The organism is Pseudomonas sp. LBUM1664, assembly GCF_059695895.1.
Genome location: NZ_CP166791.1, coordinates 4314967 through 4337802, shown reverse-complemented (window position 1 = coordinate 4337802; position 22836 = coordinate 4314967). Strand labels below are relative to the sequence as shown.

Annotated in this window: 26 protein-coding genes and 4 tRNA genes; 16 read left to right on the top strand and 14 right to left on the bottom strand. The window is 58.5% G+C overall.

Annotated elements, in window-relative coordinates; all coding sequences use genetic code 11:
- Nucleotides 1–46: 46 nt before the first annotated feature.
- The 11 genes from ACA047_RS20165 to ACA047_RS20115 all read left to right on the top strand — a co-directional run bounded on the left by ACA047_RS20165 (nt 47) and on the right by ACA047_RS20115 (nt 8502).
- Nucleotides 47–670 (top strand): phosphoribosylanthranilate isomerase, encoded by a 624-nt coding sequence (locus ACA047_RS20165; protein ID WP_497352291.1) that lies wholly within the window; start codon nt 47–49, stop codon nt 668–670.
- 264 nt (nt 671–934) lie between these two features.
- Nucleotides 935–1855 carry an acetyl-CoA carboxylase, carboxyltransferase subunit beta gene (gene accD / locus ACA047_RS20160; RefSeq protein WP_497352289.1) on the top strand — a complete coding sequence of 307 codons (921 nt, stop codon included), beginning with the start codon at nt 935–937 and terminating at the stop codon, nt 1853–1855.
- A complete protein-coding gene (gene folC / locus ACA047_RS20155; protein WP_497352287.1) occupies nt 1852–3159 on the top strand; it encodes a bifunctional tetrahydrofolate synthase/dihydrofolate synthase in 1308 nt (435 codons plus the stop codon). The genes accD and folC overlap by 4 nt, the downstream gene beginning before the upstream one ends.
- Complete coding sequence (locus ACA047_RS20150; RefSeq protein WP_497352285.1) at nt 3143–3787, top strand: SPOR domain-containing protein; 645 nt, start codon at nt 3143–3145, stop codon at nt 3785–3787. The genes folC and ACA047_RS20150 overlap by 17 nt, the downstream gene beginning before the upstream one ends.
- Before the next feature lie 89 nt (nt 3788–3876).
- Complete coding sequence (locus tag ACA047_RS20145) at nt 3877–4437, top strand: CvpA family protein (protein WP_497352283.1); 561 nt, start codon at nt 3877–3879, stop codon at nt 4435–4437.
- A gap of 41 nt (nt 4438–4478) precedes the next feature.
- Nucleotides 4479–5984, top strand: a complete 1506-nt coding sequence (gene purF / locus ACA047_RS20140; protein WP_497352281.1) for an amidophosphoribosyltransferase — start codon at nt 4479–4481, stop codon at nt 5982–5984.
- A 57-nt stretch (nt 5985–6041) separates the two neighbouring features.
- The gene (locus ACA047_RS20135) at nt 6042–7253 is read left to right on the top strand and encodes an O-succinylhomoserine sulfhydrylase (RefSeq protein WP_497352279.1); all 1212 of its coding nucleotides are present in this window, start codon (nt 6042–6044) and stop codon (nt 7251–7253) included.
- A complete protein-coding gene (locus ACA047_RS20130) occupies nt 7250–8023 on the top strand; it encodes an SDR family oxidoreductase (protein WP_497352277.1) in 774 nt (257 codons plus the stop codon). Before ACA047_RS20135 ends, ACA047_RS20130 begins: the two co-directional genes overlap by 4 nt.
- A 103-nt stretch (nt 8024–8126) precedes the next feature.
- A tRNA-Val gene (locus ACA047_RS20125) sits at nt 8127–8202 on the top strand.
- A 57-nt stretch (nt 8203–8259) separates the two neighbouring features.
- Nucleotides 8260–8336 (top strand) — tRNA-Asp (locus tag ACA047_RS20120).
- 89 nt (nt 8337–8425) lie between these two features.
- Nucleotides 8426–8502 (top strand) — tRNA-Asp (locus ACA047_RS20115).
- A 175-nt stretch (nt 8503–8677) separates the two neighbouring features.
- On the opposite strand, the gene ACA047_RS20110 is transcribed toward ACA047_RS20115, so the two are convergent.
- A complete protein-coding gene (locus ACA047_RS20110) occupies nt 8678–9961 on the bottom strand; it encodes an NAD(P)/FAD-dependent oxidoreductase (RefSeq protein WP_497352275.1) in 1284 nt (427 codons plus the stop codon).
- 183 nt (nt 9962–10144) lie between these two features.
- Between ACA047_RS20110 and ACA047_RS20105 the strand changes: the two genes are divergently transcribed.
- Nucleotides 10145–10221: transfer RNA gene (locus ACA047_RS20105), tRNA-Val, on the top strand.
- 112 nt (nt 10222–10333) lie between these two features.
- Here the strand turns inward: ACA047_RS20105 and ACA047_RS20100 are convergent.
- The 5 genes from ACA047_RS20100 to ACA047_RS20080 all read right to left on the bottom strand — a co-directional run bounded on the left by ACA047_RS20100 (nt 10334) and on the right by ACA047_RS20080 (nt 13537).
- Entirely contained in the window at nt 10334–11473 is a 1140-nt protein-coding gene (locus tag ACA047_RS20100; RefSeq protein ID WP_497352273.1) for a tyrosine-type recombinase/integrase, read from the bottom strand.
- Nucleotides 11473–11706, bottom strand: coding sequence for a hypothetical protein (locus tag ACA047_RS20095; protein WP_497352271.1), 234 nt, complete (start codon nt 11704–11706; stop codon nt 11473–11475). The genes ACA047_RS20100 and ACA047_RS20095 overlap by 1 nt, the downstream gene beginning before the upstream one ends.
- Nucleotides 11707–11741: 35 nt before the next feature.
- Nucleotides 11742–12206, bottom strand: coding sequence for a hypothetical protein (locus ACA047_RS20090; RefSeq protein ID WP_497352269.1), 465 nt, complete (start codon nt 12204–12206; stop codon nt 11742–11744).
- 418 nt (nt 12207–12624) lie between these two features.
- Nucleotides 12625–12936, bottom strand: coding sequence for a hypothetical protein (locus ACA047_RS20085; protein WP_497352267.1), 312 nt, complete (start codon nt 12934–12936; stop codon nt 12625–12627).
- Nucleotides 12937–12982: 46 nt separating this feature from the next.
- The gene (locus ACA047_RS20080) at nt 12983–13537 is read right to left on the bottom strand and encodes a hypothetical protein (RefSeq protein ID WP_497352265.1); all 555 of its coding nucleotides are present in this window, start codon (nt 13535–13537) and stop codon (nt 12983–12985) included.
- 46 nt (nt 13538–13583) lie between these two features.
- On the opposite strand from ACA047_RS20080, the gene ACA047_RS20075 reads away from it, so the two are divergent.
- The gene (locus ACA047_RS20075; protein WP_497352263.1) at nt 13584–14117 is read left to right on the top strand and encodes a hypothetical protein; all 534 of its coding nucleotides are present in this window, start codon (nt 13584–13586) and stop codon (nt 14115–14117) included.
- A 90-nt stretch (nt 14118–14207) separates the two neighbouring features.
- On the opposite strand, the gene ACA047_RS20070 is transcribed toward ACA047_RS20075, so the two are convergent.
- Nucleotides 14208–14846, bottom strand: coding sequence for a phiTE_072 family protein (locus ACA047_RS20070; RefSeq protein WP_497352261.1), 639 nt, complete (start codon nt 14844–14846; stop codon nt 14208–14210).
- Between the two features lie 47 nt (nt 14847–14893).
- Here ACA047_RS20070 and ACA047_RS20065 point away from each other — a divergent pair, with 47 nt between their 5' ends.
- Nucleotides 14894–15541 carry an SLATT domain-containing protein gene (locus ACA047_RS20065; protein ID WP_497352259.1) on the top strand — a complete coding sequence of 216 codons (648 nt, stop codon included), beginning with the start codon at nt 14894–14896 and terminating at the stop codon, nt 15539–15541.
- On the opposite strand, the gene ACA047_RS20060 is transcribed toward ACA047_RS20065, so the two are convergent.
- Entirely contained in the window at nt 15538–16407 is an 870-nt protein-coding gene (locus ACA047_RS20060; RefSeq protein WP_497352257.1) for an adenine nucleotide alpha hydrolase family protein, read from the bottom strand. The two genes, ACA047_RS20065 and ACA047_RS20060, sit on opposite strands and share 4 nt — an antisense overlap.
- A gap of 92 nt (nt 16408–16499) precedes the next feature.
- On the opposite strand from ACA047_RS20060, the gene ACA047_RS20055 reads away from it, so the two are divergent.
- Nucleotides 16500–16688: a hypothetical protein gene (locus tag ACA047_RS20055; protein ID WP_497352255.1), complete on the top strand. Its 189-nt coding sequence runs from the start codon at nt 16500–16502 to the stop codon at nt 16686–16688.
- 385 nt (nt 16689–17073) lie between these two features.
- Here ACA047_RS20055 and yejK read toward each other — a convergent pair whose 3' ends face one another.
- Entirely contained in the window at nt 17074–18081 is a 1008-nt protein-coding gene (gene yejK / locus ACA047_RS20050) for a nucleoid-associated protein YejK (RefSeq protein ID WP_497352253.1), read from the bottom strand.
- A gap of 202 nt (nt 18082–18283) precedes the next feature.
- Here yejK and ACA047_RS20045 point away from each other — a divergent pair, with 202 nt between their 5' ends.
- Nucleotides 18284–18853 carry a phosphatase domain-containing putative toxin gene (locus ACA047_RS20045; protein WP_497352251.1) on the top strand — a complete coding sequence of 190 codons (570 nt, stop codon included), beginning with the start codon at nt 18284–18286 and terminating at the stop codon, nt 18851–18853.
- 239 nt (nt 18854–19092) lie between these two features.
- On the opposite strand, the gene ACA047_RS20040 is transcribed toward ACA047_RS20045, so the two are convergent.
- The 5 genes from ACA047_RS20040 to ACA047_RS20020 all read right to left on the bottom strand — a co-directional run bounded on the left by ACA047_RS20040 (nt 19093) and on the right by ACA047_RS20020 (nt 22826).
- The gene (locus ACA047_RS20040) at nt 19093–19326 is read right to left on the bottom strand and encodes a hypothetical protein (protein WP_497352249.1); all 234 of its coding nucleotides are present in this window, start codon (nt 19324–19326) and stop codon (nt 19093–19095) included.
- 69 nt (nt 19327–19395) lie between these two features.
- Nucleotides 19396–19983: a hypothetical protein gene (locus ACA047_RS20035; protein ID WP_497352247.1), complete on the bottom strand. Its 588-nt coding sequence runs from the start codon at nt 19981–19983 to the stop codon at nt 19396–19398.
- Between the two features lie 2 nt (nt 19984–19985).
- Nucleotides 19986–20654 carry a lambda exonuclease family protein gene (locus tag ACA047_RS20030; RefSeq protein ID WP_497352245.1) on the bottom strand — a complete coding sequence of 223 codons (669 nt, stop codon included), beginning with the start codon at nt 20652–20654 and terminating at the stop codon, nt 19986–19988.
- Nucleotides 20651–21631 carry a RecT family recombinase gene (locus ACA047_RS20025; RefSeq protein WP_497352243.1) on the bottom strand — a complete coding sequence of 327 codons (981 nt, stop codon included), beginning with the start codon at nt 21629–21631 and terminating at the stop codon, nt 20651–20653. The genes ACA047_RS20030 and ACA047_RS20025 overlap by 4 nt, the downstream gene beginning before the upstream one ends.
- A gap of 55 nt (nt 21632–21686) precedes the next feature.
- Nucleotides 21687–22826 (bottom strand): coiled-coil domain-containing protein, encoded by a 1140-nt coding sequence (locus ACA047_RS20020; RefSeq protein ID WP_497352241.1) that lies wholly within the window; start codon nt 22824–22826, stop codon nt 21687–21689.
- Nucleotides 22827–22836 lie beyond the last annotated feature (10 nt).

Here is a 22836-nt window from a genome sequence, read left to right as displayed (position 1 = left end):
TGCTACCATCCGGGACTTTCACGGACTTGCCTGAGGTTTAAACGACATGCCGGCCGTTCGCAGCAAGATTTGCGGGATCACCCGCGTCGAGGACGCGTTGGCGGCGGTCGAGGCCGGGGCCGATGCCATCGGGCTGGTGTTTTATGCCAAGAGCCCGCGAGCGGTGACGGTGCAGCAGGCGAGGGCGATCATTCAGGCCTTGCCGCCGTTCGTGACCCCGGTGGGCCTGTTCGTCAATGCCAGCCGTTGCGAGCTGGGCGAGATACTCGATGCGGTGCCGTTGGCCCTATTGCAGTTTCACGGCGACGAGACCCCGGCCGATTGCGAGGGCTGGCATCGTCCGTACATCAAGGCGTTGCGGGTCAAGGCTGGGGATGATATTGCGGCCGGTTGCGACGCCTTTGCCAGTGCCAGCGGCATTTTGCTGGACACCTATGTGGAAGGCGTTCCTGGCGGTACCGGCGAAGCGTTCGATTGGTCGCTGGTGCCCCAAGGCCTGAGCAAACCGATTATCCTGGCCGGCGGCCTGACGGCGCAAAACGTGGCTGAAGCCATTCGCCAGGTTCGCCCTTACGCGGTGGATGTGAGCGGCGGGGTGGAGCAGGGCAAGGGCATCAAGGATCCGGTAAGGATTCGCGCGTTTATGGCCGCTGTTCACAGCAGCCAGTAGTCAATGTGACGGCTGGCAGACTGCCGCCGTCCATACCTGCACTGTACAAAGCAGGCAGGCGCCGCCTCCGGGTGGGCCGATAGCGTAGTGGCAGTCGCGGTGCAGCGATTGCCGGGATGGCTGAGAACGTTAGGCTGCACGCAGGTCATGTTTCGCGCTGACCGTGGTGGCTTCTCGACCTCGCCGCACAATGAATTTAGCTCAAGGGCATACGCGGGGTCGCGAACCAAAGTGTTCGGGCCGCCGGTACTGGAGAAAGAAAGCATGAGCAACTGGTTAGTAGACAAACTGATCCCTTCGATCATGCGTTCCGAGGTGAAGAAAAGCTCGGTGCCTGAAGGTTTGTGGCACAAATGTCCATCCTGCGAAGCGGTGCTGTACCGTCCCGAGCTGGAAAAGACCCTGGACGTTTGCCCCAAGTGCAATCACCACATGCGCATCGGCGCGCGTGCCCGTATCGATATCTTCCTGGACGCCGAAGGCCGTGTTGAGCTCGGTGCCGACCTGGAGCCCGTGGACCGTCTGAAATTCCGCGACGGCAAGAAATACAAGGATCGCCTGACTGCGGCCCAGAAGCAGACCGGTGAAAAAGACGCCCTGGTGTCCGTGAGCGGCACCTTGCTGGGCATGCCGGTGGTGGTCTCGGCGTTCGAGTTCTCCTTCATGGGCGGTTCCATGGGCGCCATCGTTGGTGAGCGCTTCGTTCGCGCAGCTAACCATGCCCTGGAAAATCGCTGCCCAATGATCTGCTTCGCTGCTTCCGGCGGTGCGCGGATGCAGGAAGCACTGATCTCCCTGATGCAAATGGCCAAGACCTCCGCGGTACTGGCGCGTCTGCGTGAAGAAGGCATTCCATTCATCTCGGTGCTGACCGATCCGGTCTACGGCGGCGTTTCCGCCAGCCTGGCGATGCTGGGTGACGTGATTGTCGGCGAGCCGAAAGCCCTGATCGGCTTTGCCGGCCCGCGCGTCATCGAGCAGACCGTGCGCGAAAAACTGCCGGAAGGCTTCCAGCGCAGTGAGTTCCTGCTGGAGCACGGTGCAATCGACATGATCATCCACCGCCAGGAGTTGCGTCCGCGCCTGGGCAACCTGTTGGCTCAACTGATGGGCCTGCCGACGCCGAAATTCGTTGCCGCACCGATCGAGCCGATCGTGGTTCCGCCGGCGCCTGCTGGCCTATGACCCAACGTACCCTGGGCGACTGGCTTGCCTACCTCGAGCAGCTGCATCCATCGGCCATCGACATGGGGCTGGAGCGCTCGCAAGCGGTAGCGTCCCGCATGGGACTGGCCAAGCCGGCGCCTCGGGTAATCACCGTCACCGGCACCAACGGCAAGGGTTCGACCTGCGCCTTCGTGGCCTCTTTGCTGCGGGCCCAGGGGCTGAGTGTCGGTGTCTACAGCTCACCGCACCTGCTGCGCTACAACGAGCGGGTGCAAGTCAACGGCGTCGAAGCGTCTGACGCCGAGCTGTGCGAAGCCTTTGTCGCGGTGGAAGCCGGGCGGGGCGAGATTTCCCTCACCTATTTCGAGATGGGCACCCTGGCGGCGTTCTGGCTGTTCGCGCGCTCCGGTCTCGATGCCGTTGTGCTGGAAGTCGGCCTGGGTGGGCGGCTGGATACAGTCAACCTCGTGGATGCGGACATTGCGCTGGTCACCAGTATTGGTGTGGACCATACCGATTACCTGGGCGACACCCGCGAATCCGTAGCCTTCGAGAAGGCCGGCATCTTTCGCCAGGGCGCACCTGCACTCTGTGGCGACCTTAATCCCCCTCAGGCGTTGCTGGACAAGGTCCGCGAGTTGGCGTGCCCGTTCTTTCTGCGCGGGCGGGATTTCGATCTGGCAATGACCGAGCAGTATTGGCAATGGCGCGGCAGTGACGCCCAGGGCAACCCGGTGGAGCTGCGCGATCTGCCGCTGCTGGATTTGCCGATGGAAAATGCCGCACTGGCGCTTCAGGCTTACCTATTGCTGGGCTTGCCGTGGCACGCCGGGCAAATTGTCGAAGCGTTGCAGGCGACCCGCGTCGTCGGTCGTCTTGATCGTCGTCAGTTCGATTGGCAAGGCAAACGCCTGAATCTGTTGCTGGATGTCGGTCATAACCCCCATGCGGCGCAGTACCTGGCCGAGCGCCTGGCGCGGCGGCCGGTGGCGGGGCGGCGCCTGGCGGTGTTCGGGCTGTTGTCCGACAAGGATCTGGATGGCGTAGTCGACGCGTTGGATGCTAGTGTCCAGCACTGGGCGGTAACGCCGCTGGATTCGCCGCGCTCGCGTCCGGCTGCCGAGTTACAGGCCGCCTTGCAGCGTCGCGGTGCTTCGGTGCAAACCTACGGCAGCGTGGCCGCTGCGCTGGAAGGGCAGTGCGCCCTGGCGACAGCCGAAGACGAAATTCTGCTGTTCGGATCATTTTTTTGTGTTGCCGAGGCCCTTCAATGGCTGGCCCGGCGCTCCACGGAGGAGGCTGCAGATGGCATTGCTGGATAAAGCGTACAAGCAGCGCATGGTGGGCGCCCTGGTATTGGTGGCCCTGGCCGTGATTTTCCTGCCGATGCTGTTTTCCCGTCAGGATGAACAGCGCCAGATAACGGTCGAAGCACCGGCCGCGCCCCAGGCGCCGTCCGTGCCGGCTGTGCAGGTCGAGCCGGTGGCGGTGCCCGAGCCGCAGGCGCTGCCCCAGGAGCCGGTCCCGAGCGACGAGGAACTGGCCGAACAACCGGCGCCCTCCATGCCGATTACCCCTGCGCCTGCTCCAGCCGCACCGAGCAAGCCGTCAGTCGCCCCGGCTCCGGCAGCCAAGCCGGCCCCAACCCAGCCGATTACCGCCGCTACCACCAAGCCTGACACCACGCAAAGCCGCGTGGATGCCAATGGCCTGTCGGTCAGTTGGTCGGTGCAGCTGGCCAGCCTGACCAGTCGTGAAAGTGCTGAAAACCTGCAAAAAACCCTGCGCAGCCAGGGTTACAACGCCTACATCCGTTCCGCTGAAGGCAAGAATCGGGTGTTCGTCGGCCCGTTGATCGAGCGTGCCGAGGCCGACCGTCTACGCGACCTGCTCAGCCGTCAGCAGAACCTCAAGGGCTTTGTGGTACGTTTCCAGCCAGAGCGCGGTTAACAGCGATTTACCTGATTTGAATCACGCAGCTTACCGACAGCCCTGGGCTCTGCTAAAATGCGCCGCCTTATCCGTCTGTAGGCTGCACCGTGCCATTTACCTGGGTTGACTGGGCGATCGTTGCGATCGTCGCCATCTCCGCATTGATCAGTCTGAGCCGTGGCTTCGTCAAGGAAGCTCTCTCGCTGCTGACCTGGATCATCGCGGGAGTCGTGGCCTGGATGTTTGGTGGTTCGCTGTCCCAGTACCTCGCCGGATATATCGAAACCCCGTCGGCTCGCGTGATCGCGGGCTGTGCCATCTTGTTTATCGCCACCTTGCTGGTCGGCGCAATGATCAATTATCTGATCGGCGAACTGATTCGCGTCACCGGGCTTTCCGGGACGGACCGGTTCCTGGGCATGGCCTTCGGCGCGGCGCGTGGCGCGTTGCTGGTGGTCGTGGCCGTCGGGCTGTTGAGCCTGGGGCCGGTACAGCAGGATACGTGGTGGCAGGAGTCCCGGCTCGTGCCACAATTTCTATTGGTCGCAGACTGGTCCAAGAACCTGATTCTGGGTTGGAGCAGTCAGTGGCTTGCCAGCGGTATCAGCGTACCCGTTGAAATACCGTTCAAGGAACATCTCTTGCCGATGGCCAAAACGCCGCAGTAAGTGTTGTTCAGTTCAGATCCATTAAGTAGGGGTTGCGTCGCATGTGTGGCATCGTCGGTATCGTCGGTAAGTCGAACGTCAATCAGGCGCTGTATGACGCGCTAACCGTGCTCCAGCACCGCGGCCAGGACGCTGCCGGTATCGTGACCAGCCATGACGGCCGGTTATTCCTGCGCAAGGACAACGGCCTGGTGCGTGACGTGTTTCACCAGCGTCACATGCAGCGCCTGGTCGGCCACATGGGCATCGGCCATGTGCGCTATCCAACAGCGGGCAGTTCGACTTCGGCCGAAGCTCAACCGTTTTACGTCAACTCGCCGTACGGCATCACCCTGGCGCACAACGGCAACCTGACCAACGTCGAGCAGTTGGCCAAGGAGATCTACGAATCGGACCTGCGCCACGTCAACACCAATTCCGACTCGGAAGTAATGCTCAACGTGTTCGCCCATGAGCTGGCCCAGCGCGGCAAGCTGCAGCCTACCGAAGAAGACGTGTTCGCCGCCGTGACCGACGTGCACAACCGTTGCGTAGGCGGTTACGCGGTGGTGGCGATGATCACCGGCTACGGTATCGTCGGTTTCCGCGATCCCCATGGCATCCGCCCGATCGTGTTCGGCCAGCGTCACACCGACGAAGGCGTCGAGTACATGATCGCCTCCGAAAGCGTGTCCCTGGACGTGCTGGGTTTCACCCTGATTCGCGACCTGGCCCCGGGCGAAGCGGTCTACATCACCGAAGACGGCAAGCTGCACACCCGTCAGTGCGCGACCAACCCAAGCCTGACCCCGTGCATCTTCGAACACGTCTACCTGGCGCGTCCGGACTCGATCATCGATGGTGTCTCGGTCTACAAGGCCCGCCTGCGCATGGGTGAGAAACTGGCCGACAAGATCCTGCGCGAGCGTCCGGACCACGACATCGACGTGGTCATCCCGATCCCGGACACCAGCCGCACCGCGGCCCTGGAGCTGGCGAACCACCTGGGCGTCAAGTTCCGCGAAGGCTTCGTGAAGAACCGCTACATCGGCCGTACCTTCATCATGCCAGGTCAGGCTGCACGGAAAAAATCCGTACGCCAGAAGCTCAACGCCATTGAGCTGGAGTTTCGCGGCAAGAACGTGATGCTGGTGGACGACTCCATCGTGCGCGGTACCACCTGCAAGCAGATCATCCAGATGGCCCGTGAAGCCGGTGCCAAGAACGTGTATTTCTGCTCGGCGGCCCCAGCCGTGCGCTACCCGAACGTCTACGGCATCGACATGCCGAGTGCCCATGAGTTGATCGCTCATAACCGCACCACCCAGGACGTGGCCGACCTGATCGGCGCCGACTGGTTGATCTACCAGGACCTGGCGGACTTGATCGAAGCGGTCGGCGGCGGCAAGATCAAGATCGAGAAGTTCGACTGCGCGGTATTCGACGGCAAGTACGTCACCGGCGACATCGACGAGGCCTACCTGAACAAGATCGAAAACGCTCGTAATGATGCGTCCAAGGCCAAGACTCAGGCGGTCAGCGCGATCATCGATCTGTATAACAACTGATTAACGAACCGGCCCTGAGGGGCCGGTTTGCGTTTAACCGATTACAGGAGTGACAGCATGAGTCAGGATTGGGATGCCGGTCGGCTGGACAGCGACCTTGAAGGCGTAGCGTTCGATACCCTGGCGGTACGCGCCGGTCAGCACCGTACGCCGGAAGCCGAACATGGCGAACCGATGTTCTTCACCTCCAGCTACGTGTTCCGTACCGCCGCCGATGCCGCAGCACGGTTTTCCGGCGAGGTGCCGGGCAACGTTTACTCGCGTTACACCAACCCCACCGTACGGGCGTTCGAAGAGCGCATTGCCGCCCTGGAAGGCGCCGAGCAAGCCGTGGCCACCGCAAGCGGCATGGCCGCGATCATGGCCGTGGTGATGAGCCTGTGCAGTGCTGGTGATCATGTGCTGGTGTCACGCAGCGTCTTCGGCTCGACCATCAGCCTGTTCGAGAAGTACTTCAAGCGCTTTGGCGTGGAAGTTGATTACGTGCCCCTGGCGGACTTGTCCGGTTGGGACGCCGCGATCAAGGCCAATACTAAGCTGGTATTCGTCGAGTCGCCATCCAACCCGCTGGCTGAGCTGGTGGACATCGCCGCGCTGGCGCAAATCGCCCATGCCAAGGGCGCCATGCTGGTGGTCGATAACTGCTTCTGCACCCCGGCGCTGCAGCAACCGCTGAAGCTGGGCGCGGACGTGGTGGTGCATTCGGCGACCAAGTTCATCGACGGCCAGGGCCGTTGCATGGGCGGCGTGGTGGCCGGTCGTGGTGAGCAGATGAAAGAAGTGGTGGGCTTTCTGCGCACCGCTGGGCCGAGCCTTAGTCCGTTCAACGCCTGGGTCTTCCTCAAGGGCCTGGAAACCCTGGGCCTGCGCATGAAAGCTCATTGCGCCAACGCCCTGGCCCTGGCCGAGTGGCTGGAGCAGCAGGACGGCATCGAGAAAGTGCATTACGCCGGCCTCAAGAGCCATCCGCAACATGACCTGGCTGTGCGTCAGCAACGGGGTTTTGGCGCGGTGGTGAGCTTCGAGGTCAGAGGGGGCAAGGAGGGCGCCTGGCGCTTCATCGACGCGACCCGGCTGATCTCCATCACCGCCAACCTGGGTGACAGCAAAACCACCATTACCCACCCGAGCACCACCTCCCACGGCCGTCTGTCGCCGCAGGAACGTGAAGCGGCGGGTATCCGCGACAGCCTGATCCGCGTCGCGGTCGGCCTGGAAGACGTGGCTGACCTGCAAGCCGATCTGGCCCGTGGGTTGGCGGCCTTGTGATCGAGCTGGCAACGCCGCCCAGCGGCACCCATGGCCGGGTTGCACTGGTTACGGGCGCCGCTCGGGGTATCGGCCTGGGCATTGCTGCCTGGCTGATCTGTGAAGGCTGGCAGGTGGTGCTGACCGATCTGGACCGCGAGCGCGGCTCCAAGGTTGCTAAGACGTTGGGCGATAACGCCTGGTTCATCGCCATGGACGTGGCAGACGAGGCGCAAGTGGCCAGCGCTATCGCCGAGGTGCTCGGGCAGTTCGGGCGGCTCGATGCGCTGGTGTGCAACGCGGCCATTGCCGACCCGCACAACATCACCCTGGAAAGCCTGGATCTGGCTTACTGGAATCGGGTCCTGGCGGTGAACCTGGGTGGGCCGATGCTGCTGGCCAAGCATTGTGCGCCTTACCTGCGTGCCCACAACGGCGCCATCGTCAACCTGGCCTCGACCCGCGCCGCGCAATCGGAACCTGACACCGAAGCCTATGCGGCGAGCAAGGGCGGGTTACTGGCACTGACTCATGCCTTGGCGATCAGCCTTGGGCCGGAAATTCGGGTCAATGCCGTCAGCCCCGGCTGGATCGATGCTCGGGACCCGGTCCTGCGTCGTGCGCAGCCGCTGAGCGACGCCGATCATGCCCAGCATCCGGCGGGCAGGGTTGGCACGGTAGAGGACGTGGCGGCGATGGTGGCGTGGCTGCTGTCGCGCAATGCCGGCTTTGTCACGGGCCAGGAGTTCGTTGTTGACGGCGGCATGACCAAGAAAATGATTTATAAGTGAGGGCGGTCGCGCCCTTCGCTTGAAACTGTTTTGAAAAAACTTCAACCCTGCTATTGACTTAGCTTCGGTACCTGCGTAAATTTCGCGGCCTCAACGAAGCAAAGGGTGATTAGCTCAGCTGGGAGAGCGTCTGCCTTACAAGCAGAATGTCGGCGGTTCGATCCCGTCATCACCCACCATGTTTTTGAGAGTTTTGCGAAAGCAAAACGGAAGCTGTCAAAAGCCTCCACCGACGCGCAGCGGTAGTTCAGTCGGTTAGAATACCGGCCTGTCACGCCGGGGGTCGCGGGTTCGAGTCCCGTCCGCTGCGCCATATTTTCCGAAGCAGGTTTGCCTGGTTCGAGATTGAAATCCAAGGGTTTTGATCAGACGAGTTAACTGGACGCAAGTCCACAGCGATACGCAGCGGTAGTTCAGTCGGTTAGAATACCGGCCTGTCACGCCGGGGGTCGCGGGTTCGAGTCCCGTCCGCTGCGCCATATCTGCTTCGAGGCCCACTGAACGCCTTGAAGCTAAGAAGAAAGCCGAAAAGCTTCTTCTAGTCGATAGCAAAGACCCTGGTCGAAAGACCGGGGTTTTTTGTTTCTGTCGTTTGGCTTTTCCATCTTCCGCATCGCCCCCACTCATCGCGTGGGGGCTGGCGAATGGCGGGTCTCAGAACCCGAGCTTATCCCGCAACCCGTAATACCAGGCACCCATCGCCGCAAACGGCGTGCGCAACAGCTGGCCGCCGGGGAAAGGGTAGTGGGGCAGGTCGGCAAACGCATCGAAACGCTCGGCCTGGCCACGAAGGGCCTCGGCCAGGACCTTGCCCGCCAGGTGCGTGTAAGTCACGCCGTGGCCGCTGCAGCCTTGCGAATAATAAATGTTGTCACCCAGGCGCCCCACCTGTGGAAGACGCGACAGCGTCAGTAGGAAATTTCCGGTCCAGGCGTAATCGATCTTCACGTCCTTGAGCTGCGGGAACGCCTTGAGCATCTTCGGGCGGATGATCGCTTCAATATTCGCCGGATCCCGCGCGCCATACACCACGCCTCCGCCGAAGATCAGGCGCTTGTCACCCGTCAGCCGGTAGTAATCGAGCAAGTAGTTGCAGTCCTCGACGCAATAATCCTGAGGCAACAAGTTGCGAGCCAGCTCATCCCCCAGCGGCTCGGTAGCGATCACCTGGGTGCCGCAAGGCATGGATTTGGCTGCCAGCTCCGGCACCAGGTTGCCTAGATAAGCATTGCCGGCCACGATAATGAACTTGGCCCTGACCTTGCCCTGTGGCGTATGCACAACAGGGCTGGCGCCACGCTCAATGCGCACCGCCGGTGACTGTTCATAAATCACCCCGCCAAGGGACTCCGCGGCCGCCGCTTCGCCCAGCGCCAGATTGAGCGGATGAATATGCCCACCGCTCATGTCCAACATCCCGCCCACATACTGATCGCAAGCCACCACCTCGCGAATGCGGCGCTGATCCAGCAACTCCAGCTGGGTATGACCGAAACGCTCCCATAAACGCTTCTGGGACTCCAGATGGCCCATTTGCTTGGCGGTGAGGGCGGCGAATACACCACCGTCCTTCAAATCGCACTGAATCTGATACTTCGCCACCCGCTCGCGAATAATCCGCCCGCCCTCGAAAGCCATATTGCCCAGCAATTGCGCCTGCTGAGGCCCGACACTGCGTTCGATCACATCAATATCGCGGCTATAACTGTTAACGATCTGACCGCCATTGCGACCCGAAGCCCCAAAGCCCACCTTGGCCGCCTCAAGAATCGTGACCTTGAAACCGTTCTCCAGCAAAAACAGCGCAGAGGACAGGCCGGTGTAGCCAGCGCCGATCACACAAACATCGGTCTCAACGTCATCCTGCAGCGCCGGGCGCGACGGAACCGGGTTGGCTGACGCGGCGTAATAGGACTCTGGATACGGTGTGTTCGCCATTCTGCAACCTCTGTTTTATATTTTTTACGAATGCGCCGATCCTACCCGAGATAAAAATTGGCCGCCAGCCACCGCCAAATCTTCGTCGCATTGGCTAAATTAAATATTTTGCATATTCATAGGGTTAGGTGAAAAAAAGGTATTGACACCCCTTCGGAATTCCGTAGAATGCCGCCTCACAGCAGGCACGTAGCTCAGTTGGTTAGAGCACCACCTTGACATGGTGGGGGTCGTTGGTTCGAGTCCAATCGCGCCTACCAAACAAAATCCGCTCTGCTGGGCGGTCTAGAAGGGCTCACCGAAAGGTGGGCCCTTTTTTGCGTCTGGGGCTTGGGCAAACTTTGGGAATATTTTGGGCAAACGACCACCGGGTCATGCTTTCAGGTCGGCTTTCACCTTCATGTATACCACCGCCTCATCCCCGTGCCCGGCCTGGTAGTGCTCGGTCATTTTCACGTCGGCGTGACCCATCAGACTTTGAATGTACTCCTGCTCGAAGCCCTGTTGCTCGTATAGCCAAGCGCCTAGGGCACGGATCTCGTGAAAGGTCGGCCGCTCGCCTGCCGGGATGTCTGCGTAGGCCTTCGAGTCATCTCGCGCCTGGGCGAAACTCTTTGTCAGGTAGTCAGCCGTTACAGCGTTCCAATGAAGCTTCGCGTCGAGCTGTTCGCGCTTGCGTGCTTTCGGCGAATAGTGAATCAGATAGGGGCACACGACCGGTGAGCGCATGCATTCCGTTACTACTTCCCGCAGCGCCTGGCCCATAACGATCTCCAGGTGCACAGGCTTGCCATAGTTCTGCGTCTTCCCGGGCGACACCTTGATAGTATTCTGCTCGAGGTCCACGGCCGACTTCGGCCATATCACGATATCCTCCCGCCGCTGAAGACTCAGCAGCCCCAGCCGTATGGCGCGCTTGAGCCAGATCGGCGTACCCACGTAATTCAGAATCGTGTTCAGGCCCTCGACGGTGTGGCGCTGGCGCTTTTTCTCGGCTTCCTTCTTCACCAGGGTCAGTTCGGCGGAGTTGCGCTCGCACAGACCTTTGGCCACGGCGAAAGCGAAAATCTGAACGAGTAGCCCCCGGTGTTTCGTGTAGGCGTTGTTCTCGAAACCATCCAGGTACTCGGCCACCGTCAGCACATCCAACTGCCCCATCATCAGGTCGCCCAGATCCTCACGGTACCGGGCCAACTTGAACTTGATTTCCTTCAGTGTGCTCGCGGCGTAGGTCTTGGTGGTCAACCATTCCTTTTCGAAGCGCTCAAGGCAGCCGCTGAACTTCGGTGCGGCATCGCCAGTGATCATTGCCAGCAGCGAACCATCGTCGGCCAGCAGCGGAAGCAACTTGGCGTTAGCGGCATTTGCCAGCTTGATGGCCTCGGCCATCGGCTTGTTGATGCTGGTCTTCTTCCCAGTGATGGGGTTCTTGTACTGCCAGTATTTTCCGTTCGGGTACAGGTTCGCCGGCAGAGCTCGGTTCTTTACTGTTCTGGCGCGAGGGGGAGCCATCAGCCCACCTCCATCATCTTGGCAAGCAGTGGATCGTTCGAGCCCATTACCGCCGCCTGCAGGTCCACAAAGTACATCCCGCCTTTCACCTCTCCGATCACTTCGCCTTCCTCAATCCATTTTTTCAACTGTTGCACGCTCGGCTTGCCGCCGGCGTAGCGCAGCTTTCTGTACTCGCTCACCTCCATCAGGCGAGGGAGCTTTACTGTCATTTGGGCAATGACTTTTGCCATGATGATGCTCCGTGCCGCGTCGCGGCAGAAGGTGGTTATCGAGTGACTTTGGCGATTACCGCCTCGGCGTGAGCAAGGGCTGCGTGGTACTTGTCGAGCCGCGCCGCGCCGAGCTTTGCCAGTCCAACAAGACCGGTGAGGCTTTCGAGCAGTTCTTCCTGCATTGCGCGCTCCTCTCGGCCGATGTCCCAAAACCGCTGACCCCAGTGCCCGGCCGGCGGCGGGTTGGTGTTCTGCGCGCCGAGGGCCAAGGCCCCTACAATCGAATCACACAGGTCGCGCTTGTAGGCGTTGTCGCCGTAGATGCTGAGTCCCTGGCGGCGCAGGGCGTCGAGCGCGTTGTTCAGGTTTGCCTCGGGCGATGGCAGCACCAGGTCAAAGTCGGCCTTGCCCGGCCGGCAAACGATGAGAAACATTTCACAGTCGAGCGGCAGGTGTTGGGCAATATCGGAGATGGCCTCAATCGCTACTTCGCGCAGGGGGTACTTTTGATCGGACATACGGATTCCTCGCCCGTCGTTCACCGGCAGGCTGTAGGTGGATTGGGGTTAGGGTTTCTTGCGTTTTGGTGGGGAGGGCGGGAAGCCGAAGTACATGCGCCGCTTTCCGGTACCACCGCACTCGCGGCAACCGCCAGCTTTGTGGGTGGCATATCCGTGGCTACAGCTGGAGCAGTCACAGCTGCATCCCGAGCACTCGATGGTGCACTGGGCCTCTTGTTCGACTACACCGTCCCGGGTAATCAAGAAGCTGGAGCGTCGATCCAGGCGAAAGCCCGTGATTTTCTCGGCATCTTCATAAGTGGCAGGCTCCCTCCTAAACCCCCACTTCGCGGCTGGGTCATCAACGATGCGAGTTACCGTCCTCATGGCCTCGGCCCCTTCCAGACAAGCCAGGCCATGTAGAGCAGGGAGATGATCATGGCTTGACCCGCCGGGCCCACTGCACATACGGGCCGTCCTCGGTGTCGAAAATCCCGAGCAGGAACCACTCATACGCTGGCGGCGTTTCGGGTTCCCATCCTAGGCAGTGGTCGGCGTCGTCATCCCAATATGGATGGGCATCAATGTCGGATTCCATGTGCCAGCCGATCACTTTTAGACCTTGCGCGTCGAGCCACGCTTTGAAGGCCTCGATATTTTCGTCGAAGTCCGGGATGTCGGGATGATCCCACCAGCCGTTTTCATCGCGCACAACCTCTACAGGGCCAATCATCTTTACTTCAGGCATGACTTCGTCCTTGCCGCTATAGCGGCTGACTTTGAAGGGGAGGGGGTTACTGCTGAGGGTGACTCGCGTTCCAGAGCTCGAATGCTTCTTGCGTGGTGGCTGCAATGATCTTCTCGCCGCACACGTAGCAGCTGGCAACGCCGCCGGCTGCGCCGACATCGCCATGGCCTTTATGGCAGGGGTTCATGTGCCAGTCGTCATCGTTCTGCATTTCCGGGGCGGGCTGCTCGGTCGGTCTGAGGGCGGCGCGATGGCGTTGAATGGCATCACGCAGAACCTCCATGGACGGGATAGGCATTTCGCGCTCTGCCTCGATGAAGCATTCAAGGCGGAATAATGCAGACTCCAGAAGTTCATCCAGCTCATCAACCCGCTGATCCTGCACTGTGAGGCGCTGCTGGAGAGAGGCCTCGCGAGCTTTGATGTCTTCGAAGTGCAGCGCCAGGGTGCAAGCGAAGTCGCCGGCCAGGCGCTCACTGATGTACTGGCGGTAGTCGTGGCGCCTGAGGACGGTCTCGAACAGCCTGGCGATATACCCGCGCCCGCCGTCTGGCGTGTTCAAGTTGAATTGAGGCTCGGCCGGTTTGTTTTCTGTGGGCATGGGAATGCCTCCTCGATACAATTTCATCTCCACTCGGGAGACGATCATGGATAGGAACGAGCATTTAGGTTGGCTTCTGAACGATCTGATTTACGATTTGGTATCGCCGTCGAAAGTTCTTCGCGATTACCTGACGCAGTCCAACGTCAAGCCGGACAGCGATTTATTTCTCGCGATAGCTAGAATGACAAAAAGCTCAGCTATCCTCGCGCTTACGAAACTTCACGACGTTCTGAAAGACTATGGAAATGAGATTCGGGCTTATCCGGAAGACATTAGGGCTCAGGTGAAGCTGTTTCGTAAGTTCGCGGACGAGAAGCAACTTGTCCGGCTGCGAAACAAATTCATCGCCCATAATTTCGATGACTTCGAATCCTCCTCATACTCTGAAGGGGAAAAGCTTATGGATGCTTTATTCGGCCAGACTTTGTCTCAACATCTCGACTTCTTTGAATGGATTCATCCGGAGCATCCAGATCCCACGTTCGAGAAATACCATTTGTCATACCTCGTAACGCGGATGCGAGACCATGCGAAGACGATAGTAAAAATGACGCCCCGGTTACATCCGCCAAGCTAAAACCTGAGTCGCGCAGTCTGGCGACCATCGAGTGCAGGGGGAAGTCCATGTCCAGCATGTTGGTCATGGGACCGCTGAGGTAGATGCGCTTCATGCGGCCACCTGCTGCTGTTGGCGCAACGCTTGCTGGACGGCTTCGACAACCCGGCGCAGATACGTGAATTTGTGGTTCTCCTCGACCGCGTTCCCGTCGAGCGGGTAATGCCATTCCTCGCCGAACAGCTCCGTCAGCAACTCGCTTTGATGCCAGCATTCGCTGGCGCTCTCGATATTGCGCAAAACATCGATGTCGCACCAAAGCGAGCGCGCCTCTTCCTTGCTCAGCTCGCCCAGCTCCCAGTTGTGTCGCCCGGTCTGCTGCCGTCGGCGCTGGACGATGCATTTCTTGGCAAAAATGTGGAGCGCTTCGCCGCTGAACACGGTGGGGCTGATTCCGCGATCCAGGCAGTTCAGAACATAGTGCCAGTCGCATTTGGCGACAAACTCAGCGACGGTGCGCGGCCCCATGCCGCCCCAGTAGGCGTTCCAACTCCTGTCCCAACAGTTGATGGTGATCTTGCCCTGGGCGCTCTGGTAGTACGGGTCGGATTCTGTCGGGCAATCGCGGCGGCCGAAGTCCTCGAGGAACACGGTGATCGGGTCGAGCCGTGGAGCGCCGGTGATTACCAGCTTCGTTACTGTCGAGCGCTCAACCTTCAGCGGCTCGGCCGGTTTGTTTTCTGTGGGCATGGGGATACCTCGCGGATATGATGCGGGACTGGGAAAGGAGCTGCGAAATGGCGCAATCGGATAGTTTTAAAAATCTATATAAAAAGATGGATGCAACATCGAAAACGAGGTTTCACGCAGCGCGCAGGTTGAAGCTTCATGCCAAGCTTTCTACGTATACCGTCGTCGTTTTATCTTTGGTGCTGATTCTTGTGTCGCTGATGCAGGCTTATGATTTGGGAGTCAACATCACGAAGAAGGAAGTCGTTCTCCTCCAAGTGTTCGCCTCGATAGCGGTTTTGGTGTACTCGCTGCTTATGGAGAAAAACGATTTTTCAAGCCGTTCAGAGAAAATGTATTCGTGCGCTTCGAAGCTTGGAGAACTGAAACAAAAATCACACCCCAAGGCTAATGATGATGCCTTTGACAAAGACACGTATGACGCCTGCTGGAAGGAGTACCACGACGTACTAAAGCTCTATGAGACACACTCTAGCAACGATTTCAGAGGTGATTATTTGAGGGCGAAGCTGGAGATGCCGGAACATTACCCTATCGAAGGCCGGGCAAAGTTTTTCGCTGAATCGAAGGTTTGGTTTCTGTATTTGTTGGACTTTTTGGCCTATCCCATAGTTTTGGCTGTGCTTGTAACAGCGCTTTATTGGGTCTGGATTGGGTTTGGTTCGGCGCCTGTCGCACCACTCGCTGGCAGCTAATCACCACAAAAGCAGTCGATGTCTTCAGCGAGATAGTCGAAATCAAAGTCGGTCTGCCGGGATCGCTGCTCAGCAGACCAGCCCATCGTTTTATAGTCGACACGATCCTGCCGGAACACCTGGCCGAACCGCTCCTCAGTGCCTGACCACCAGATCACCCGCGACGGGTCATCCATGATGGTTTTGATCAGCTTGCCTTCGTTCTTCTTCCAGCACAGGTCGCAGTTGCCGAAGTCGGAATCCATTCCCAGATCGAAGGGCTGGGCCGCCCAGAACGCACCGACATCCTCCTTGGTGACACCAGCGGCATAGGACGGGCAGACGTTGTCCCAGCGGGTGCCGCCGCGATCATTAGCAGCCATCATGCGGTGGTAGCGCTTCGGTTCGTCGTACCTGATGCCGACGACGCAATCCCATTCGGTGTAGCCGAGGGCGCGCATGTGCTTCTCGCCGATCTTTACCTTCAGGTACGCGGTGCACATGTTGTTTGAGAAGTTCGGCAGCACCGGCGGCAGATTCTTCTCTGCTTTCCGGTAGGCAGCGTAATACTCGAGCATCATGGTGAAGGGCTCGCCGTTGCGGCTTGCCGTTTCGAAGTCGACCAGTTTGTACCAGGGCGCGTCGTCCGGCTGCCCATAAACCCGGCACCACTCCATCCATACGATGTTCACTTTCCAACGCTTGGCGATCTGGTCGATGAAGACCAGCGTTTCCTCGCGCTCCTTGCCTGTGTTCTGGAAGAACAGGTGCACGTCAGGCGGGAGGGTGCCGCCGTGTGCTTCGAGGATTTTGTAGACCATGTGCCCGCTGGTGCGACCACCACTGATGCCGATCTGAGCCGGGCCGGTGATCAGGTAGGGATTCATAATTGCTCCAGACAGCCGATTGCCTCGCCGGCTGGCGTGATTCGTAGTTAAGGGCTATGACTTGTTCAAACTCACACTGACCGGAGGCCGACATGAGACTGCAAAGCGACATAGATGCGCTCGCGGCAATAGAGGAAGACGCGAGAGCGATGCTGAAATGGGTAGGGCTGCCTGACGACACTCAGAAATTGGCGATGGTCGTGTTCCTTCGCCAGATCATTGATCTGGCGAACTACATTGCGTCGGCGGGGTTGCTTTATGAGGAGCTGGACTTCAGCTGATTCACAAGCAGCTCGCAGGTGCTGCGGCTGGCGTGATTCGAGTTTGTGGGCTATTGGTTGATGGCCGGTATGAGGCCGGAAGGAGATGTCTATGTGCGCAGAAGCAGTGGCACCAGTGCTTATCCCGAAGGAACTAACCCAGGGCAGAGAGGCATGGATTGACTATCCAGAAGGCGCCCAAAGTCCTGCCTTGCCTAAAACAGTGCGCGTACTCGTAGGCGGAGATGGGCGTTTTGAAGTCAAAGGCAACCTAAGCGGGCCTTTTCATAGCTGGGATGGCATTTATCGATTAGCCGCGGAGGTTGCCAACAACTGGTACGACCGAGAAGATGGCTAAGCTAGCGCCTCGCCGACCTCCGTTCAGAACGCGACGTTGCGGTGGGTGTCAGGCAGTTGCGCGCTTGAGCTGGTCGGTAAGCGCCACGGGTAGGCCGCGTAGGGTCAGCGTGCCACCTTTTTCATCGAACTCGATCTTCGACCCAAGCAGGTGTTGTTCGAAACTGATCGAAAGACCCTCGGCCCGGCCGGTGAAACGGCGGAATCTGTTGAGGGTCTTTTTATCGGCGGGGATGGTTGGTGACAGGCCATAGTCCTTGTTGCGGATAAAGTCGACGAACGCTTTCGGCTGGTCTTCGTCGATCAGTTCAGACAGTTCATCGAGGGTGATCGGCTCGCCCAGCTTGGTCTGGGCCATCGAGTAGCTGACCAGGGTGCTGGTTTTTTCGCGGGCTGACTCTTCGCCCAGATCTTCGCTTTCAACAAAGTCGCTGAACGCCTTGAGGAGGGTTCGGGTTTCACCTGGGCCGTCGATCCCTTCCTGGCAGCCGATGAAGTCGCGGAAGTACTCGCTGACCTTGCGACCCTGCTTGCCTTTGATATACGAGATGTACTGGCGTGACTGCGGGTTGTTCTTCCACTCGCTGAGGTTGATCCGCGTTGCCAGGCGTATATGGTCCAAGTCCAGGCGCTTGACCGTCATCAGACCCAGCTCTTCGGTCATGGTCACCGCCTCCGTTTCCTGCACCAAGGCAATGACCAGATATTCGGTCAGGCCTTGCTGGTAATGACAGAAGAGCGCGTGGCCGCCAGTGGTCAGGTTGGATTCTTCCATGAGCTTTGTCAGGTGCTCGACGGCAATGCAGCTGAACTTAAGGAAGCTGGAACCTCCGGCCAGGTACTTGCCAAGCCAACCGCTGAGTGGGTGCGCACCTGATTCCATATGAAAGAAGCCCCAGGCTTTGCCGGTGGTGGCGTTGTAGCTTTCGTTGAACTGGCTCATCAGATCATCGCGGGCCTGGCTCTCGACCTGCTCGGCGGCGCCGAGGAAAAGAACTGCAGGACTGCCGTCTGGCTTCTTGTCGATCTTATGGATTGCGCTGTGGAGTACAGGCATTGCGTTTACCTCAGATAGGCGCCGCCCTCCGTGATCGGATGCGACAGATGTGCTCTTGAAATACGTATCAGGCGACCAGTGGTCGATTTAGTTGCTTATAAATTTGACGTTGCAAAAAACCGTTTCTAGGCTGAGCTTCGACACCCGAAAATAACCAAGTGGTCTTTGATTTAAACTAATAAATTTAAAGGGAGTTAATATTATGGATGTTAAGGTTAATACGCTAAAAGGCTATGTTGGTAATATGCCAAGCGGTAGTGGGCATGTATTCGAAAACTGGGTCGCGTCGGCTGCTAATAGCACTAAGGTCTACAGAAGTTCGCAGCCTTATTATAATGGTGAGGACTCGGAGCAAGTGTTCGACCCAAATGCCGTAAAAGTTCTTAAGGATCACAGAATAAATCTTATTGTGAGTTTGAATCATAAAGGGCTAGCGAAAGGGCAGAAAGAGATTTTGGATGCTAATAAAATTTCCTATTGCTATCTGGGTGTCGAAGACTATCAAGCTCCGACAGTTGCACAGCTAGAAAAGGGTTGCCAGGAAATATCCAAAAATCTTAGCGCTGGCAATGCGCTGGTTTATTGCGGGTATGGCCAGGGAAGAACGGGAACTATGATGACTGCATATCAAATCTATAGCACTCAAAAATGCACTACAAAGCAGCTGGATGAGTTTATTAAAGCATCTACTGCTGAGACTAAAGAGCAGGAAGCTGCTCTTCGTAATTTCTATAAAAAGCTATACCCAAATAGTTCATTGTTAGAAGCTTGATCCCTAATACCACGCAGTGGTAATGATGTTTATTTGATCCGGATATATGGGTTTTTACTTGTATGTCTGGATCTTGATTGGAGGGTTGCTAAAGGAACAAGGTCTATGGGTGGGGCCTCTTTTTCAGCAATAATCTCGTCCCCAGGATCGCTCTTTAGCTCAGCCAGGCTCTCACTATTAAATTTCCGCGACACCTTTTCGGGTATCTCGCAAGGTGTCGTGACACACTTCAGCATCTGCTAGGCACTCTCGAAGTCGGCGGCGATCAGGTTTCTCAGCAGCCGCTGGTGGATGTCCTGCTGGTTGTTGATGCCGTGGGTCTTCATGACCCGCTGAAGGTCCGGCTTGAATACCCCGGCCACCTCAACCGTGAATTTCTCGATGCCCAGGGCAGAGGCCTTCGCCGCTGCTTTTTCGCGCTTGCGGCGTTGCTTGAGCGCTTCCGCCGTCGGCTGTTTCACTTCCTCGGCCATGGCCTGCTCCTTTGATGCCGCTGGCCGGCAAGTCCGGCCAAGTCTGTCGTTTGCGTTGTTGGGTGCGAGCTACTCGACGCATGAAGTACATCCGCGCCGCGCTTTCGGGTAGTCGATACCGTGCTCCTTCAGTATTCGCTCCAGGGTCTTGTTAGCGATGCCCAGCTTCCCACACGCCTGGCGCCGGGTGATGCCGATCTCCATAAAGGCCCTGATGCGCTCGGCGAACTTCGCGTCTCTGGCCCTCATTTGCTCGGTTCGATGGGCGTCGTTCGCACCGCCGCGCTCCGGCCGCTTGAAATTCAGGTCATGATCCTGAGCAATGTTGTAGAGCTGCCGCCGCCCGATGCCTAAGGCCTCCACAATCTCTGACTGAGTGTGCGTAGGCGCCATGCTTCGGATTTTCTCGGCCAGTTGCATGCGCTTCTGGTGGCGGATATCTGCCGGGGTGAGCGGTTTCGGCTCAACCTTGCGCCGAACGAATGGCTTAGGCGCCGGCGGCATCTGGTTGCTGTAGGTGATCGGTTTTGGCTTGTAGCCGATGGGCTCGGCCTCTTCGATCTTCCCGCCTGCGGCCAGGTACTGCTCAGCCTGCGCCGCCAGCTCTTCGCGTGCCGGCCGAAGGGCTTCGACCATGCTGAGGTGGTTGCTGATCATGATCAAGCTCCTAATCTATGGGCTTGCGCCCGCGCTTTGTCGGCGACCTCATCAACCATCCGGCCAAGCTCCAGATTGAACTGGACCAGCTCTTGATGAAGCATCGCGATGTACTCGTCATCGCGCTTAATGGTTTCGATGTACAGGCGGCAGTCTTCATCTTGGCGCGGATCGAATGACAGGAAATCCCACCATTCCCGGCCTGTGACGAACATGCAGCCCTGAACCTGCGGCTTATGTTCCTCGGGCATGCCTTCGAGCCAGGTGCGAACGTGGACGGCCTCATTGAATGGACATTTCGACTCAATGCCCCCGTCTTCACCAATCAAGCCGTCCGGCGAACAGCCCAACCAGTCATACTTTGGGTGGACCACAAAGCCCGACTTGATGACGTGATTTCCGGTCAGGATTTCGTAAAAGTCATGACTCGACTGCTCAACCTCGGTGCCCCAGGCCATCGACTTGCTGCTGACCGAATGTTTCGATCTGTTAGCCAGCCGTTCAAATGCCAGTTCGCGCATATAGGTGGTGCGGGCAGCAAGTGGTTTGCGCTTGCCGTGCTTGTCACGATCTCCCCAAGCAATCACATCCTTGAACCTGCTTGCTGTTAGGCGACCGCTGCGGTCTTGATGCCATTTTTCGGTGCGCTGAAGCTCTACAGGGGCACTCATTGATTGCCGTCCTGCAGATCGCTGCCGGCATTGGCGCTTGAGCCTTCGTTGAGGGTTGTGAACTCCGCCTCGATTGTCTGTGCAATCGACTTCAGCTCCCCGTGACGAGTCACGCCAATAGCGCCGCGCTGCTGCGGCTTGAGCGCTTTCCAGGCCTTTTCGTAACCCTCAATACCCTGCTCCTGAGCGATCTTTTTCAACTGCTCGAATAGGTCAGTGGTTGCGTCGGCTGTATCGCCCTGAGGAACTGACGCGGCGCCCACGTCCGCTGGCTTTTCGTTGGTAGATCTCGGGGTAACGTCTGTTTCAGGAAGCGCGTAGCCGTCGTCCAGCTCGTCGCGTGTGTACACGCCCAAGATCACGTCAGGGCAATACAGGCGAGCCCATTTTTTGAGGGCCAGGTACGCGATCTGCTGCTTTGGATCGTCCGCCCATAGCGTCGAGTTCCGTGTTCGCGCTTGAGTCATCAAGGTGGTCAGTTCGCGGGGAGAGTCCTCGCCCACGAACGTAGCCCAAACGCGGACCCCAAGCCCTTTCTCGTCGTTTATGTTCCAGTTTGGGACGCGGTATTTCTTCGGCTGCCCGTGGTCATCCACTTGCTTTTTGCTTTCGATTTCACGGAAGTTTCCAATGATCTTGTCCCAGTCGCCAAACCAGTCGTAATGGATTCGATCAAGGGTCGGCGCTCGCGTAGTGATGACCGCATTGACCAGCTGTGCTTCATAGCTGAGCTGGCCGCCGTTGACGATGAACGTCTTCTGCGCCACCTGGAAGGGGTTCATACCCCATTGCATGGACTGCATGATCACCGCCATGCAATCAGCAGTGTTGCCGTGAAAATGCTTCGGCAGGGTGGTTTTGCCGCCTGCCATGATGCCCGCGAGTTCAGTCATTGACTGCATGCTGTCGCGATTAAGGATTAGGCCCGTCGGGCTGGTGTCCATCGGTACGGTAGCAATCTGGGTTTGAGCGTTCATTCCAAACTCCATAGCCGACGACTTTGGTCGGCCTCCGGGGTGATTTTGTGGGTGATTAGAACGACAGGGTGCGCAGCCAGGCCGAAGCCTCGTCATTGGTGACGCAGAAGGCCATGGCCACGACCTCGACCACTTCGCTGGCGCTCGGCATGTTCGAGTCAGCGGATACTGCTGCTACTGGAGCTGGGTCAACTTCCGCCACAACTGCTGACGCTGCGTCGGCAACCACTGGAGCCGCAGCGACATCTGCAGCCGAAGCAGGTGCGGCAGCCAGTGCGCGCAGGCGGGCAAGCTCTTCTTGGTCGCGCTGGTATTGTGCGTCACGTTCGCGCTGCTGACGCTGCTGACGCTGCTGCGCTTCCATATCACGGCGCTGTTGATCCAATTCGTCTTGCTGTTGCTTCAGGCGACGACGGTCTTCCTCAGCGCGCTGCTTGCGCAGTTCTTCAGCTTCAGCGTCGGCAATGCGTTGCTTCTCGCGCAGCTCTTCAAGCTCTTTCTGTTGAGCCGCCAACTTGGTGGCAGCTTCTTCGCGGTCAACAGCAGACCTGTGCAGCGTTTCAAGCTGTTCAATAGCATTGTCGCGAGCAATCGTGCCTTCAGCTTCGAACTCGGCATATTCCTCTTGCAGGATTACCGACTCCTTGACGCTCTGCAGGATGCTCGCAACGTCGGCGGCGCTTCGACTTGCGTATGCAGCGGCGACGGAGCTGAATCGGGTAATTTTTGCCCGGATGGTTTCCACACGCTCGGCCTCGACACGCTCGCGCTCGGCCTTGGCGTCAGCTGCGCGCTTTTCTTCGGCCTTGATGGCTTCGTCGATAGGAGCCTCAATCGCCAGAACTCGATCTTTCAGTGCCTCGCCAAACTCTTTAACCTGGTTGACGCGAGCCTGGGCTTCTTTGACTTTCTGCTGATACGGAACGAGAGCTGTTTTGGTGGTGTTCGCTAAGGCGTAGCGCACATCGCGGATATCAACTCGAACTTCTTTCGCACTCGCCAAGCCCTCACTGGTGGAGCAATCGACGACGAGCTTCCCGTAACTGGTTTCCAAGCGGACGATCTGTTCCTCGTGCGGCCGATATTCGGCGATATCGGTGACGGCAACCGTTGGCGCCACAGAGTTGTTTGCGGCTTCAGCTACGTTCATTTCGATGGATTCCTGCAACGGTGCTTGTTGGGTTTTTGCGGACATGACTGTTCCT